This is a genomic window from Methylomonas aurea (assembly GCF_024505045.1).
GTDB classification, from domain to species: domain Bacteria; phylum Pseudomonadota; class Gammaproteobacteria; order Methylococcales; family Methylomonadaceae; genus Methylomonas; species Methylomonas aurea.
The window spans coordinates 265,618-281,585 of sequence record NZ_JANIBM010000002.1; the positions used below are offsets into that span (position 1 = coordinate 265,618).

The 15,968-nt window shown below is 58.1% G+C and carries 12 protein-coding genes; all 12 read left to right on the plus strand.

Annotation, left to right across the window (positions count from 1 at the left end):
- The 12 genes from NP603_RS02995 (at position 1) to purL (ending at position 15,954) form a co-directional block, all read left to right on the plus strand.
- A complete protein-coding gene (locus NP603_RS02995; protein WP_256609443.1) occupies positions 1-1,092 on the plus strand; it encodes a DUF2817 domain-containing protein in 1,092 nt (363 codons plus the stop codon).
- Entirely contained in the window at positions 1,089-2,189 is a 1,101-nt protein-coding gene (locus tag NP603_RS03000) for a GNAT family N-acetyltransferase/peptidase C39 family protein (protein WP_256609444.1), read from the plus strand. The genes NP603_RS02995 and NP603_RS03000 overlap by 4 nt, the downstream gene beginning before the upstream one ends.
- 99 nt (positions 2,190-2,288) lie before the next feature.
- The gene (locus tag NP603_RS03005; RefSeq protein WP_256609445.1) at positions 2,289-2,453 is read left to right on the plus strand and encodes a hypothetical protein; all 165 of its coding nucleotides are present in this window, start codon (positions 2,289-2,291) and stop codon (positions 2,451-2,453) included.
- Between the two features lie 111 nt (positions 2,454-2,564).
- Positions 2,565-3,749 carry an alanine transaminase gene (gene alaC, locus NP603_RS03010; RefSeq protein WP_256609446.1) on the plus strand — a complete coding sequence of 395 codons (1,185 nt, stop codon included), beginning with the start codon at positions 2,565-2,567 and terminating at the stop codon, positions 3,747-3,749.
- Positions 3,750-3,785: 36 nt separating this feature from the next.
- Positions 3,786-5,096, plus strand: a complete 1,311-nt coding sequence (locus tag NP603_RS03015; RefSeq protein ID WP_256609447.1) for a homoserine dehydrogenase — start codon at positions 3,786-3,788, stop codon at positions 5,094-5,096.
- Positions 5,097-5,099: 3 nt separating this feature from the next.
- Positions 5,100-6,194, plus strand: coding sequence for a threonine synthase (gene thrC, locus NP603_RS03020; protein ID WP_256609448.1), 1,095 nt, complete (start codon positions 5,100-5,102; stop codon positions 6,192-6,194).
- A gap of 54 nt (positions 6,195-6,248) precedes the next feature.
- Positions 6,249-7,994, plus strand: coding sequence for a single-stranded-DNA-specific exonuclease RecJ (recJ, locus tag NP603_RS03025; protein ID WP_256609497.1), 1,746 nt, complete (start codon positions 6,249-6,251; stop codon positions 7,992-7,994).
- Positions 7,991-9,544, plus strand: coding sequence for an ArnT family glycosyltransferase (locus tag NP603_RS03030; protein ID WP_256609449.1), 1,554 nt, complete (start codon positions 7,991-7,993; stop codon positions 9,542-9,544). The genes recJ and NP603_RS03030 overlap by 4 nt, the downstream gene beginning before the upstream one ends.
- On the plus strand, positions 9,525-10,223 hold the full coding sequence (locus NP603_RS03035) for a phosphatase PAP2 family protein (RefSeq protein WP_256609450.1): 699 nt from the start codon (positions 9,525-9,527) through the stop codon (positions 10,221-10,223). Before NP603_RS03030 ends, NP603_RS03035 begins: the two co-directional genes overlap by 20 nt.
- Positions 10,224-10,365: 142 nt before the next feature.
- Positions 10,366-11,247 carry a 4-hydroxy-tetrahydrodipicolinate synthase gene (gene dapA, locus NP603_RS03040; protein WP_256609451.1) on the plus strand — a complete coding sequence of 294 codons (882 nt, stop codon included), beginning with the start codon at positions 10,366-10,368 and terminating at the stop codon, positions 11,245-11,247.
- The gene (gene bamC, locus NP603_RS03045; protein ID WP_256609452.1) at positions 11,244-11,981 is read left to right on the plus strand and encodes an NlpB/DapX family lipoprotein; all 738 of its coding nucleotides are present in this window, start codon (positions 11,244-11,246) and stop codon (positions 11,979-11,981) included. Before dapA ends, bamC begins: the two co-directional genes overlap by 4 nt.
- An 82-nt stretch (positions 11,982-12,063) precedes the next feature.
- A complete protein-coding gene (gene purL / locus NP603_RS03050; RefSeq protein WP_256609453.1) occupies positions 12,064-15,954 on the plus strand; it encodes a phosphoribosylformylglycinamidine synthase in 3,891 nt (1,296 codons plus the stop codon).
- Positions 15,955-15,968 lie beyond the last annotated feature (14 nt).

The following is a 15,968-nucleotide window of genomic DNA, read 5'->3' on the forward strand; positions in this document are numbered from 1 at the left end:
ATGCCCTATTCCTACGCCGATATCGATGCCAGCGTTTTTCCCGCCAACTACGCCGAAGCCAGGCAACAGTGGTTGCAACGCGTGGCGGCACTCGATTGCCCGATGCAATTGCAAGCGTTTCCGTGTTCCGGCTTTGGGCCGGACGGCGAGGCGCTGGTAACCGATAGCGTCTGGTTGGGCGATGCCGATGCCGCCAACCTCGTGGTGGTACTGGGTGCCACTCACGGTATCGAAGGTTTCGTCGGTAGTGCCGGCCAAATCGATTTGCTCGAATCGTTGCGGGCCGGTCGGGTAGTCATGCCGCAGACAAGCGCGGTTTTATTGGTACACGCATTGACGCCCTGGGGTTACGCTTGGTTGCGGCGTTGCGACCGGGACGGCGTGGATTTGAATCGGAACGCGCTGGACTTTTCGGCGCCGTTGCCGGAAAACCCTGATTACAACCGGCTTCGAGAAGCCATATTTCAACCAGATGCCGAGCAACGCCGTCAGGCCTTCGCCGAATACGAGGCCCAACATGGCCGAGTGGCGTTGGAGCAGGGCATCAGCGGCGGTCAATACGCCGATCCGGAAGGCCCGTTCTACGGCGGCCGAGCTCCGGCACATGGCCACCTGGTGTGCGAAGCGTTGATCAATAAATATGCCCTGCAGCAGCGGCGGTTGGCGGTCATCGATCTGCACAGCGGATTGGGGCCCTACGGTTACGGCGAAATCATTTGCGACCACGCGCCGGACAGTCCCGGTGCGGCAGTGGCCAAGCGCTGGTATGGCGATTCGGTGACCTTGCCGCTGGCCGGCACCTCGAGTTCGGTGCCGAAGCTGGGCCTGTTGGATTATCTGTGGCACGCGGCGATGACACCGGAGAGCTGCTATGTCACTTTGGAGTTCGGCACCTTCAGCACCGACCGTTTGTTCGAAACCCTGCTGCGCGACCACCTGATCTGGGCCCAGGGCGGGAACAGCACCGAACGGCAGGCGCACGCCCAAATCATGCTGGCGCATTTTTGCCCGGCGGCAACGGCCTGGAGAGAAATGGTGTTGTTCCGCATCCGTCAAGTGATAGGTCAGGCTTTGCAGGGAGTATCGGTTTGAACATCCTATTGCGGCCGGCGCAAAACTCCGATTTGGCGGCCTTGGTTGCACTGGAAAACGCCAGTTTCAATACCGATAAATTGAGCCGGCGCAGCTTCAAGCACTGGTTGGTCAGCGATCACCGGGCATTGTTGCTGGCCGAATTCGAGGGTCGGGTGGCCGGCTATATCCTGATCATTTACCATCCAGGTACCCGGTTGGCGCGGATTTATTCGTTGGCGGTCGCGCCGCAGTTGCGCGGTAACGGCATTGCCAAGGCATTGATGCAGGCCGGCGAGCAAGCGGCCGAAGCCGACGGCCGCCTTTATTTACGGCTGGAAGTCAGCGTCGATAATTTACCGGCAATCGGACTTTACGAAACCTTGGGATACAAAAAATTCGGCCTGTACCGCGACTATTACCAGGATCACAAAGACGCCTTGCGCTACCAAAAGCGCATTCGCCGTTACCACGACCAGCCGCAGCAGCGGCCGGTACACTGGCTTCGGCAAACCACGCCGTTTACTTGCGGACCGGCCTCGCTGATGATGGCGTTGCACGCGTTGAACAAGCAGTATTTGCCGTCGCGGGAAGAGGAAATCGAAATCTGGCGCGAAGCGACGACGATCTTCATGACCTCCGGCCACGGCGGCTGCCATCCGCTGGGTTTGGCGTTGGCCGCAAAACGCCGGCAATTCGCCGTCGAGGTTTGGATTAACCAAAGCGGCCCGTTGTTTATCGACAGCGTGCGCAGCGAGGATAAGAAACAGGTCGTCGAATTGGTCGACAACCGTTTCAAACAACTGGCGGCCGAGCAGGGGGTCGCCGTGGTTTACGCCAATATCACCCAGAACGATTTGACCGCCGCCTTCGAGGCCGGAGCGATTCCGTTGATTTTGATCAGCACCTTCGCGATGGATCGTAAGAAAACCCCGCATTGGGTGGTCATGAGCGGTTTCGATAAAGACTGCCTGTACATGCACGATCCCGACCCGGAAGAAGGTCGGCAAAGCGAGCTGGACTGCCAATTCATTCCGGTCGCGCGCGAGGATTTCGACCGGATGTGCTGTTTCGGCAAGAGCCGTTTGCGCACGGCGGTAATTGTCAAAGCCCGCTGAAAGGCGTTGATTTGCGAGGCAAGCGATTTGCAGCGCATTCTCTTCCGGCGCGGCAAAGGCTAAAATAGCCGATTTTCAGCTAGTGGAGCCGACACCGAAATGAATCCCTCCGATCGAGACGAACAGAAAAAAGTGAAGAACATTGCCGCCATTGTTTATCTGTTGGTGCTAGGGTTTCTGGTCGGCGGTTCCTATCTGCAACAGCAACGCACGGAAACGGCGGACGCTAGTCCGGAACTTGCGGCGAAACCTCAGCCGCAATAAACCCTGAATCCCGGATATTGCCCGGCGAATTGACATCGCCAGGCAACAACAGTAACTTAGCCGGCTTTCTCAAAAAAGCCGTTCGCAAAATCTGACCAACAAGAGCCGTTAATGGAAGAATTTCACCGCATCAGCCGTCTGCCGCCTTACGTATTCAACATCGTCAACGAACTGAAAGCCAAAGCGCGCGCCGCGGGCGACGACATCATCGACTTCGGCATGGGCAATCCCGACCAACCGACGCCGAAGCACATCCTGGACAAGATGGTGGAGGTGGCGCAACGCGGAGACACCCACCGTTACTCGGTCTCGAAGGGCATTCCGCGCTTACGCAAGGCCATTTGCGGCTGGTACAAAAAGCGTTTCGACGTCGATCTGGACCACAACAGCGAAGCCATCGTCACGATCGGCTCGAAAGAAGGTTTGTCGCATCTGGCCTTGGCAACCCTGGGGCCCGGCGACGTGGTATTGGTGCCGAATCCGGCCTATCCGATCCATCCCTACGGTGTGGTGATCGCCGGTGCCGACATTCGTCACGTGCCGCTGACCCCCGGTGTCGATTTCTTCGCCGAATTGCAAAAAGGCATCGACGAGTGCTGGCCGAAGCCGAAGATGCTGATTCTGAATTTTCCGGGCAACCCGACCTGCCAATGCGTGGAATTGGACTTTTTCGAAAAAGTCGTCGCGATCTGTAAGGAACACAATATCTGGATCGTACACGACATCGCCTATGCCGATATCGTGTTCGACGGCTATGTCGCGCCGTCGATCCTGCAGGTGCCGGGTGCGAAGGATATTGCCGTCGAGTTTTTCACCTTGTCCAAAAGCTACAACATGCCGGGCTGGCGAATCGGTTTCATGTGCGGCAATCCGACCCTGGTCGCGGCATTGACCCGGATCAAGTCGTATATGGATTACGGCGCATTCACGCCGATTCAGGTCGCGGCGATCACCGCGCTGGAAGGCCCGCAGGATTGCGTGCAGGAAATCTGCGACATGTACAAATCCCGCCGTGACGTGCTGTGCGACGGCCTGAATGCGATGGGCTGGCAGGTCGACAAACCAAAAGCAACCATGTTCGTCTGGGCCAAGATCCCGGAAGCTTACCGCGAGATGGGCTCGATCGAATTTGCCAAAAAGCTGATCATCGACGCCAAGGTCGCGGTATCGCCAGGCGTCGGCTTCGGCCAATTCGGCGACGACCACATCCGTTTCAGCCTGATCGAAAACGAGCAACGCACCCGCCAGGCGTTGCGCAGCATCCGCAATATGCTGAAAAAAGACAACGTTGTATAATCGCCCGCCGTTTTGGGTAAACAAAAGGAGTCGGATTTGAAGCCGGTTAGAGTTGGAGTATTGGGGCTGGGCACCGTCGGCGGCGGTACCGTCAACGTGTTGAAACGCAATGCCGAAGAAATCGCCCGCCGCGCCGGCCGCGAAATCGTCGTGACGCGGGCGTCGGCGCGCGACTTGAATCGTGCCCGCATCTGCGACACCCAGGGCATTGCCTTGACGGACGATCCGTTCGAAATCGTCAACGACCCGGATATCGACATCGTCGTCGAGTTGATCGGCGGCTACGACCTGGCGAAACAACTGGTTTTGACCGCGATCGCCAACGGCAAACACGTCGTCACTGCTAACAAGGCGCTGATCGCGTTGCACGGCAACGAGGTGTTCGCCGAAGCCAGCAAAAAAGGCGTGATGGTGTTGTTCGAAGCGGCCGTGGCCGGCGGTATCCCGATCATCAAAGCCATCCGCGAAGGCTTGGCCGGCAACCGGATAAAATGGCTGGCGGGCATCATCAACGGCACCGGCAACTTCATCCTCACCGAAATGCGCGACAAAGGCCGCGATTTCGACGACGTATTGAGAGAGGCGCAAGCCCTGGGTTACGCCGAAGCCGACCCGACTTTCGACGTCGAAGGCATCGACGCCGGCCACAAGCTAACGATTCTGGCCTCGATTGCGTTCGGCATTCCGCTGCAATTCGACAAAGTCTTCACCGAAGGCATTACCAAGATCACCCGGCTCGACGTGGAATATGCCGAGGCGCTGGGCTACCGGATCAAAAACCTGGGTATCGCCCGCAAAACCGACGACGGCATCGAGTTGCGCGTGCATCCGACCCTGATTCCGAAGCGGCGCCTGATCGCCAATGTCGACGGCGTCATGAACGCCGTGCTGGTTTGTGGCGATGCGGTCGGCCCGACTTTGTATTACGGTGCCGGCGCCGGCGCAGAACCGACCGCCTCGGCAGTCGTCGCCGACCTGGTCGACGTAGTCAGAGCGATGACCAGCGACCCGGAAAACCGGGTGCCGCATCTGGCATTTCAAGCGGACGCGATCGCAGACATTCCGGTGTTGCCGGCCGACGCGATCAAAACCGCCTACTACCTGCGGTTGACCGCCGAGGATAAACCCGGCGTTCTGGCCGACGTCAGCCGCATTCTGGCGGCGCACAACATCAGCATCGAAGCCCTGATACAAAAGGAGCCGCCCGCAGGCGAAACTTCGGTCCCGATCATCATGCTGACCCAACAGACTCTGGAACAAGAAATGAACGCGGCGATCGCCGACATCGAAGCCCTGGCCACCGTCAGCGGCAAAGTCGCGCGCATTCGCCTGGAAACCTTAGGATAAATAATGGCAAATCCCACACGCTACACCGGCCTGATTGATCGTTACCGCGACCGTTTGCCGGTCTCGGACGATACCCGGATCATTAGTCTTTGCGAAGGCGACACTCCGCTGATCCAACTGCAAAACATTCCGCGCCTGATAGGCAAGGATGTCGACATTTACGTCAAGTTCGAAGGCCTAAATCCGACCGGCTCCTTCAAGGACCGCGGCATGACCATGGCCGTGACCAAAGCGGTGGAAGAGGGGAGCCAAGCCATTATCTGCGCCTCGACCGGCAATACCTCGGCCGCCGCCGCGGCCTATGCCGTGCGCGCCGGTATCCGCGCCTTTGTTCTGATTCCGGAAGGCAAGATTGCGTTGGGCAAATTGGCGCAGACCATGATGTACGGCGCCAAGATCATTCAGATCAAAGGTAACTTCGACGCCGGCATGGCGATAGTCAAGGAAATTGCCGACCACGCGCCGGTGACGATCGTCAATTCGATTAATCCTTATCGGCTGGAAGGCCAAAAAACCGCGGCGTTCGAAATCGTCGACGCCTTGGGCGATGCGCCGGATTTCCATTGCCTACCGGTGGGTAACGCCGGTAACATCACCGCGTATTGGAAGGGTTACAAGGAATATTCTAGCGATAGCGCGACGCATAAAGCCGTGACCAAAAAACGGCCGGTAATGTGCGGTTATCAAGCCGCCGGCGCCGCACCGTTTCTGGCCGGCCACCCGATCGAACACCCCGAGACCATCGCCACCGCGATCCGGATCGGCAATCCGCAATCCTGGGATGGCGCCTGGACCGCACAGAAACAATCCGGCGGCTGGTTTGCCTCTTTCAGCGACGAACAAATCCTGGCAGCGCAAAAAATGCTGTCCGCTTACGAAGGCATCTTCTGTGAACCGGCTTCGGCGACTTCGCTGGCCGGGGCTTTGTTCGACATCGGCAACGGCAACATCCCGGAAGGTAGCACGATCGTCTGCACCCTGACCGGCAACGGCATCAAGGACCCTGATACTGCGATCGCGCAATGCCGGGACGACCAGCCGGTCACGGTCGAAGCCTCTCTGGATGCGGTGAAAAGAGCCATTCTGGATAATATGTGATCCTGGCATTGTTCCCGCTAAAGCCGGCTGCCGCCGGCTTTTTTATTGGCTGATATGTATCTGCAAAGCGTTAAAAAAGTCATCGTTCCCCGTCCGGAGCTGGTGAAAAATCCGCATTTCGGTGAGATGGACCCGGTGTTGCAACGGATTTTCAACAGTCGCGGCATTCAAAATGCCGAACAACTCGACCGCGGCTTGGCGCGTTTGCCGTCGCCGTGGTTGTTGTCAGGGATGAAAGCCATGGCCGAACACTTGCTTGCGGCCTTGGAGCGGCAAAGTAAAATCACTGTGGTAGCCGACTTTGATGCCGACGGCGCCACCAGTTGCGCATTGGCACTGAAAGGCTTGGCCTTGTTGGGGGCGGAAAATATCGATTTCGTGGTCCCCAACCGCTTCGAGTACGGTTACGGTTTGACTCCGGAAATCGTCGAGCTGGTAAAACGGCAGAATCCGGAAGTCATACTTACCGTCGATAACGGCATTTCCAGCATCGACGGCGTCAAAGCCGCGAAAGCCGCCGGTTTCACGGTACTGATCACCGACCACCATTTGCCCGGCGCGGAGCTGCCGGCGGCCGATGCCATCGTCAATCCGAATCTGCCTGACGACAAGTTTCCGAGCCGGAATATCGCCGGCGTCGGCGTTATGTTTTATATTCTAATGGCGTTGCGCATCCGCCTGCGCGAGACCCACTGGTTCGAAAAGCGCCGAATCGCCGAACCCAATTTGGCCCAGTTATTGGATTACGCAGCCTTGGGTACGGTGGCCGACGTGGTTGCGCTGGATCAGGTCAACCGGATACTGGTGCACCAAGGCCTTTTGCGGATTCGTTCCGGCCAATGCCAGCCCGGTATCAAGGCCTTAGTGGAAGTGGCCGGCAAGACGCTGTCAGCCATACACGCCAGCGATTTGGGTTTTGCCGTCGCGCCGCGCCTCAACGCAGCCGGGCGGATGGACGACATGACCCTGGGTATCCAGTGCCTGTTGACCAACGACGCCGGCTTGGCGCGGGATATCGCCGAGCAATTGCATGCGTTGAATCAGGACCGCAAGGAAGTGGAAGGCCAGATGAAAACCGAAGCGATGGCGTTATTGGCCGAAATGAAGGCTTTGGACGAGCAGCATGTTCCGGCCGGCGTTTGCCTGTTCGACGCCAATTGGCACCAGGGTGTGATCGGTATTCTGGCGGCGCGGATCAAGGACCGCGTACACCGGCCGGTCATCGCGTTCGCTCCGGCGGAGAACGGCGATATCAAAGGCTCGGCCCGGTCGATTGCCGGCGTACATGTGCGGGATGTACTCAGCGATATCGCCGCCCGGCACCCGCAGATTTTGACCAAATTCGGCGGCCACGCGATGGCGGCCGGCTTGACCATAAAACTGCATGATTATCCGCATTTTGCGTTGGCCTTTGCCGAAACGGTTGCGGGCAAGCTGGCAAACGTCGACTTGCAGCAGAAAGTTTATTCCGACGGCGAGCTCGACGAACGCCATTTGACGTTGGAATTCGCCGAAACCTTGCGCCAGGCCGCAGTGTGGGGCCAGGCGTTTCCCGAGCCCGAATTCAACGGCGTGTTCGACGTCATCCAATGCCGCATCGTCGGCCAGCAACACCTGAAATTTGTGCTGCGGTTACCGTTCAGCGGGCAATTGCTGGATGCGATTGCCTTTTTCGCCGATCATCCGGAAAAATGGCTCGGTTGCCGCAAAATCAATGCGGCGTATAAGCTGGACATCAACGAGTTTCGCGGCCAGCGCAGCCTGCAATTGTTGTTGCATTACTTGGAGAAATTGGAGTGAATCGGCCGTTGGCGGAGAAAGTTCTGGGTTGGATCGAGACCTATCCGGTTGCCGTGATGCTGGCGGCTATGGCGTTGCGCGGAGGATTTTTACTGACAAACGGTCTGGATCTGATCGGCGACGAAGCTTACTATTGGGAGTGGTCGCGGCGGCCGGATTGGTGTTACTACAGCAAGCCGCCAATGGTGGCCTGGCTGATCGGCCTCTCCACTTGGTTACTGGGCGATTACACGGTTGCCGTGCGAATGCCGACTCTGGTGTTGGGGACGGTATTTCTCTGGTTTTTTTATACGACGGCACGTGCTTTCTACGGTGCTCGCGGCGGGGCCTTGGCGCTGTTGTTGATTTTGGCGACGCCGATCAATGTGCTGGCCAATTTTCTGATGACGATCGATCCGCCGCTGTACTGCTTTTGGATCATCGCGATTTACTATCTGCGCCGCGCACTGTTCGATGGTCAAGCGCGGGCCTGGTTATGGGCCGGATGCGCCAGCGCTGCGGCTTTGCTCAGTAAGCAGGCGGCACTGGCCTTGCCGGCGATGTTGCTGATCTTTCTCGTCACCGATAGCCAGCGCCGCCATCTGTTGAAAAAAGAATTTCCGCTGTATTTGTTGCCGATTTTAATCGCTGCGGTGCCGATTCTGTGGTGGAACCAGCAACACGATTGGGTGATGTTCGGCCACAGCCGCAGCCATTTCGGCAATCATGAGCCAGTCACAATTGGTAAGCACCTGCAATGGGCGCGGGATTTTCTGCTTTATCAAATCCTGTTGATATCTCCGGGGGGTTTCGCTTTGCTGCTGCTCAGCAGCCTGCGGGCCGCATTCAAGTTCGGCAAACTTGGCGCCGAGCAGCGCTTTCTGTTGCTGATGGGGCCGGCCTTGCTATTAGGAGTGTTGCTGTTGAGTTTCCTGCAGAAAGCTCAGGGCAATTGGCCGATGCCGTTTTACTTTACCGGTCTGATATTATTAGCCGGCGATCGTGTCGCCGGTTACTGGAGACGCAGTTTCAAATATGCGCTGGCTTTCGGCTTTTTGATGGTCGTTACGACCTATGCCTTACCGATCCTGCTACAGGCGTTCAATCTGCAAAACACGGCGCTGGATCCGACCAAACGCTTCAAAAGCTGGCGAGAATTGGCGATCGATGTCCATTTCGAGCGGTTGATTAGTGTGCCGAATGTTGATGACACGTTTTTGCTAGCTCTAGGCCACCGTTACCTTGCGAGCGAACTAGCGTTTTATTTGCCGGACCATCCGCGCACTTTCCGTTACGAAACCAGCGGCGAGGTGAGTAGCCAATATGAAGTCTGGCCGGGACCGCTGGAATACGTCGGGAAGAATGGCTTTGTTATTGCCGAGCAGACTGCAGACGCATTGCCGGTCGCGTTGACGACGGCTTTCGAACGCTTTCGGTTTTTGGCGGAAATCGCCAATCCCGAACGGCAGGGAGCCAAATATTATTTGTATCTGGGCGAAAACCTGAAATACTGGCCCGACCCAATTAAGCGGAGAGCGAACAAGGAAGGCTATGTTGCATCGGACAATTAGGCGCGCCAAACGCGAGTTGGCGATATGGTTGATCCTGGCCAGCCTGACTACGCTGCCGTTTTGGGTTAGTGATCTGGACTTGCGCCTGGCCGCCTTGTTTTACCGTCCCGACTGTGCCGGCGACGTCTGGCCTTACCAGCATTGGGGTGTGTGGCAATTTCTTTACGATTACGCTTTTCCGTTTACCGTCTGGTCAGGTATCGTTGCGCTGGCAGTCTATATAATCGGCCATTTTCATGCCTATACCCGGCGCTTTCGTTTGCGAGCGCTATACATCCTGCTGGTGATTGCCATTGGTCCGGGCTTGGTGGTCAATTTGATTGTCAAAGACCATTGGGGCCGCGCCCGACCGGTGCATGTCACCCAATTCGGCGGTGAACACCAATATACCCCGCCGTTGCAACTCGGCCATACCCCAGACAAATCCTTTGTCTGCGGCCATTGTTCGGTCGGCTATACCTTTTTTGTGCTCTATTTTTTATCGCAAAGCCATAAACTGTTTTATTTCGGGTTGACCTTGACGCTGGCCTGGACCATGGGCTTTACCCGAATGACCTCGGGTGGCCACTTTGTTTCGGATATCTTATGGTCCGGTTACTTGGTGTTTCTGGTGGCTTACCTACTGTATTACGGCTGGTACGTGCGGGCGGCGAAGTTGCATTTCGGTTCCAAGCATTGAGGCCGGTTGCATTTAGCCCGCGTCGGTTTCCGCCTGGCGCTGGCCGCTGCGCTTGGCCGAGCGGCCTGTATTAACAGGCTGAGTTTTCGAGGCCGGCTTGGTATAATGGATAGGTTTTAACTCATCTTAACGAGAGATTTGCATGATTCAAGGTAGTATCGTTGCGCTGATTACCCCGATGATGGAAGACGGTGCGGTGGACGAAGCCAGCTTAAAAAAACTGGTGGAATTTCATATAGAACAGGGCAGCGACGCACTGGTGGCTGTCGGCACCACCGGCGAATCGGCAACTCTCGACGAAGACGAACATTGCGCCGTGATCAAATCCGTCGTCGATTGCGTAGCGGGCCGGATACCGGTTATCGCCGGCACCGGCGCCAACTGCACCCGCGAAGCGATCCATTTGACCGAGCGCGCCAAACAAGCGGGTGCCGACGCCTGTCTTTTGGTCACGCCTTATTACAACAAGCCGACTCAGGAAGGCTTGTACCTGCATTACAAGGCTGTCGCCGAGGCGGTCGATATTCCGCAAATTCTGTACAACGTCCCCGGCCGCACCGGTTGCGATTTGTTGCCGGAAACAGTAGGTCGGCTAGCCAAGATCGACAATATCGTTGGCGTAAAAGAGGCCACCGGCAAACTGGAAAGGGTCAAGCAAATCCGAGATTTAACGGACGAATCGTTTGCGCTTTACACCGGAGACGATGCCACCAGTTGCGAATTTTGCTTGATGGGCGGCAACGGCAGTATCACCGTGACCGGCAACGTGGCACCGCGACTTGTGCATCAGATGTTGGCTGCCGCGCTGCGCGGCGATCGCGCCGAAGCCGAAGCGATAGACGCCCGCCTGGCCGGTTTGCATAGCGCTTTGTTCGTCCAATCCAATCCGATTCCGGTGAAATGGGCCGTCGCGGAAATGGGCTTGATCGGCAAGGGAATCCGCCTGCCGCTGACTTGGCTCAGCGAAGAGTGTTTCGATAACGTGCGGGCGGCAATGCGGCAAGCCGGCGTTTTGCCCTCATGAAATCAGCGAAATTTCCGCGGTTGGCGTTGGCAGGCGCCTTGGCCTGCGGTTTGCCCGCGTGCAGTTACGTTAAAAGCTGGTTTCCGGACAAAGAACGAGATTACCAATTTACTAACGAAATCCCGGAATTGGTAATCCCCGAAGATCTGAAACAAAAGACACTGGCAACACGACCGGCGGCTAAGTCGGCTCCGACTACTACGGCCGAAGCGGCGGCCGCGGCAAATGTGGAACCGGCCCCTGCCAAAACCGAGGATCAAGTTAGCCAAAGCCGTAGTTCGTCAAATGCGGTAGCTTCTGCTGAAGCCGCGGCTCCGGCTCCGAATCAACGCCCGGCCGGTACTCCTGGCGTCAGCAGTCTGCAAATCGATCAATCCGCGCAACAAGCTTGGTGGTTGGTCGGCAAGGCCTTGAGTCGGCAAAAATTGGAGGTGGTCGAGCGCAACGTCGACAAACGCTATTTCTTCGTTAAATACGATCCGAACGCGATGAAACCCGAAGATGGATCGTTTTTGGACGAAATCAATTTCCTGTTCGGCGACGACCCCAGCCGCGAACTAGAATACAGAATAAGCGTCAGCGAGCTGGATGCCCAGTCGGCGGAAGTTACCGTCCAAGACGAAGCAGGCACCACCCTGTCCAACGACGTTGCCACCTCTTTGCTCAGATTAATCACCGACGGCATCAAACAGGATTTGTCGGCGGAACCCACGGAAGCGCCGGCGGAGAAATAACCGTCTGCGTTAAGCTCGTGGCCGACGATCAAGTCGACACGGCAAGCACATCCCTTTTGCGTTACAGACCTTCGAATTTACTATGTTGATCCTCCCCGGCACCTCCGCACTGTCCCGTTTCCGTATCGAAAAATTGCTCGGCGATTTACAGGCTATCGACGCCGGCATCGTCGGCTTCGATGCCCGCTTTCAACATTTCGTGCAGGTCGAAGGCGACCTGAGTGCGGCGGAACAGGCCATGCTGACACGCTTACTCGGCTACGGCGACGCCGCCGACCACCACGCGGCAACTACCGGCGTCGGCCAGCACTCGGCCGGAACGCTGTGGGTGGTGCCGCGTCTGGGCACCATTTCTCCATGGTCGAGCAAGGCGTCGGAAATCGCCGAACGTTGCGGCTTGACTGCGGTGAAGCGGATTGAGCGTGGCATCGAATACCGTTTCTTTTCGGAAGCTGATCTGACTGATGCGGTTAAACAACGGTTGGCAACCGTTCTGCACGATCGGATGACACAGCAGGTGGTGTTCGATCAGTCCGAACTGGATTTGTTCGTCAGCCACGCACCGAAACCGTTACAGACCGTTGCCATCATCGAACGCGGCCGCGTCGCGCTAGAGCAAGCCAACGGTGAACTGGGCCTGGCCTTGTCCGGCGACGAAATCGACTACCTGACCGACAACTTTACTCAACTGGGCCGCAACCCGACCGACGTCGAATTGATGATGTTCGCCCAGGCCAACTCGGAGCATTGCCGCCACAAAATCTTCAACGCCAGTTGGACCATCGACGGCGAGGAACAGGCCAAATCGCTGTTCGCGATGATCCGCAACACCCACAGCCTGCATCCCGACGGCGTGCTGTCGGCTTACAAGGACAACGCCTCGGTACTGCAAGGTCCGACCGCACAGGTGTTCATCCGCGACGCCGATAGCCACCGATACGGCTACGTCGAGGAAGCCGCGCATATCTTGATGAAGGTGGAAACCCACAATCATCCGACCGCGATTTCGCCGCACCCCGGCGCGGCGACCGGCTCCGGCGGCGAGATTCGCGACGAAGGCGCCACCGGTCGCGGCTCGCAGACCAAGGCCGGCCTGACCGGTTTCAGCGTGTCGCATCTGAGAGTTCCCGGTTTCGAACAACCCTGGGAGGCCGACAACGGCAAGCCGGAACGTATCGCCTCGGCGTTGGACATCATGCTGGAAGGGCCGATCGGCGGCGCGGCCTTCAACAACGAATTCGGCCGGCCCAATCTGGCCGGCTATTTCCGCAGCTTCGAACAACCGGCGGAAAACGGCGAGGCCAACCAGTACCGCGGCTACCACAAGCCGATCATGATCGCCGGCGGCATGGGCAACATCCGGCCAATGCTGGTGGAAAAACAGCCGATACCGGCCGGGGCGTTGATTGTGATTTTGGGCGGGCCGGCCATGCTGATCGGTCTGGGCGGCGGCGCGGCCTCGTCGCAAACTTCCGGCGCCAGCGCGGCGGAGCTCGATTTCGCTTCGGTGCAAAGGGAAAATCCGGAAATGCAGCGCCGCTGTCAGGAAGTGATCAACCACTGCAACTCGCTAGGCGAAAACTCGCCGATCGTGTCGATCCACGACATCGGCGCCGGCGGCTTGTCCAACGCGGTGCCGGAAATCATTCACGACGCCGGCAAAGGCGGCCGCTTCGAACTGCGCAGGGTGCAGAACGCCGACAAAAGCATGTCGCCGATGCAAATCTGGTGCAACGAGGCCCAGGAGCGCTACGTGGTGGCGATCAAGCCCGAGTCGCTGGAATTGTTCCAAAGCTTTTGCGAGCGCGAGCACTGCCTGTACGCGGTGATTGGCCACGCCACCGATGAAGAGCATTTGACCCTGAGCGACGAATGGTTCGGCCACTCGGCGCCCATCGATTTACCGATGTCGGTGTTGTTCGGCAAGCCGCCGAAAATGCACCGCGACGTGCAACGACTGCACAAAGCCTTGCCGGATTTGGCTTTAGATCAAGTCGAGCTGGCCGAAGCAATTAAGCGGGTATTGGCGTTTCCGGCCGTCGCCGACAAGAGTTTCTTGATCCACATCGGCGACCGTTCCGTCACCGGTCTGGTCGCCCGTGATCAGATGGTCGGCCCTTGGCAAGTGCCGGTGGCCGACGTCGCGGTCACCGCGTCCGGCTTTTACGCCTACACCGGCGAAGCGATGGCGATGGGCGAGCGCACGCCGCTGGCGTTGATCGACGCGCCGGCCTCGGGGCGGATGGCTATCGGCGAGGCTTTGACTAATTTGGCCGCCGCCCGCATCGGCAAGTTGAACGACGTCAAGCTGTCCGCCAACTGGATGGCGGCCTGCGGCAGCCCCGGCGAAGACGCGGCCTTGTTCGATACCGTCAAAGCGGTTGGTATGGAACTCTGCCCGGAATTGGGCATCGCGATACCGGTCGGCAAGGACTCGTTGTCGATGAAAACGGTGTGGCAGGATGGCGACAAGCACAAGGTGATGACCTCGCCGCTGTCGTTGATCATCACCGCCTTCGCGCCGGTGCACGATGTGCGTAAAACATTGACGCCGGAATTGCGCGATGAGGACAGCGTCTTGTTGCTGATCGACTTGGGACTAGGCAAAAACCGCCTCGGCGGTTCGGTACTGGCTCAGGTTTATAACCAACTCGGCAGCCAGGCGCCCGACCTGGACGATGCCGGCCTGTTCAAACGTTTCTTCGACACTGTCCAAGCCCTGAACCGGCAAGGTCTGATTCTGGCTTACCACGACCGCGCCGACGGCGGCTTGCTGGCAACGGTTGCGGAAATGCTGTTCGCCGGCCGTAAGGGCGTCGATCTGGATTTGTCAGATTTACCCGGCGATACGCTTTCGGCCCTGTTCAACGAGGAATTGGGAGCGGTGTTGCAGATCAAAAACAGCGACTTGAATCGAGTCGCCCGGCTGTTGGATCAGGTCGGCCTGGACGATGACAGCTATGTCATCGGTCGCGTAGTGGAGGGCCAGCAACTGCGTATCTTCAAGGCAGGGCAGCAGCTCTATAGCGCCTCGCGCACCGAATTGCAGCAAACCTGGTCGGAGGTCAGTTACCGGATGCAGGCCTTGCGCGACAATCCCGATTGCGCCAAACAGCAATTCGAACGCATCGCCGACGATAACGATCCCGGTCTTACGGCGCAGCCGACTTTTGATCCGAACGACGACATCGCCGCCGGTTTTGCCGGGCTGGTAAGGCCGAAAGTCGCCATTCTGCGCGAGCAGGGCGTCAACGGCCACGTCGAAATGGCGGCGGCTTTCGACCGTGCCGGCTTCGACGCCATCGACGTGCATATGACCGACATCATCGCCGGCCGGGTCAGCTTGAGCGCATTCAAGGGCCTGGTGGCCTGTGGCGGTTTTTCCTACGGCGACGTGCTGGGCGCCGGCGGCGGCTGGGCCAAGTCGATATTGTTCAATGCCAAGGCCCGCGACGAGTTCGCCGCCTTTTTCGCCCGCCCGGATACCTTCGGTCTGGGCGTTTGCAACGGTTGTCAGATGATGTCCGGCTTGAAGGAAATCATTCCAGGCGCCGAACACTGGCCGGCATTCAAACGCAACCTGTCCGAGCAGTTCGAGGCGCGGGTGGCGATGGTCAAAATACAGGCCTCGCCGTCTATTTTCTTTACCGGTATGGAGGGCTCGCTGCTGCCGGTGGTGGTCGCCCATGGCGAGGGCCGGGCGGAATTCGGCTCGGCCATTCCGGTGCAGGCGCAGGTGGCGGTCAGTTATGTAGACAATTACGGCCAGGAAACCGAAGTTTTTCCCGCCAATCCCAACGGTTCGCCAAACGGCATTACCGGCTTGACCACTGTCGATGGTCGTTTCACGATTATGATGCCGCATCCGGAACGCTGTTTCAGGACGGTGCAAAACTCCTGGCATCCGGCGGAATGGCAGGAAGACGGCGCCTGGCTGCGGATGTTCAGAAATGCTAGAGCCTGGGTAGGCTAAGGCTTCGCGGGAAG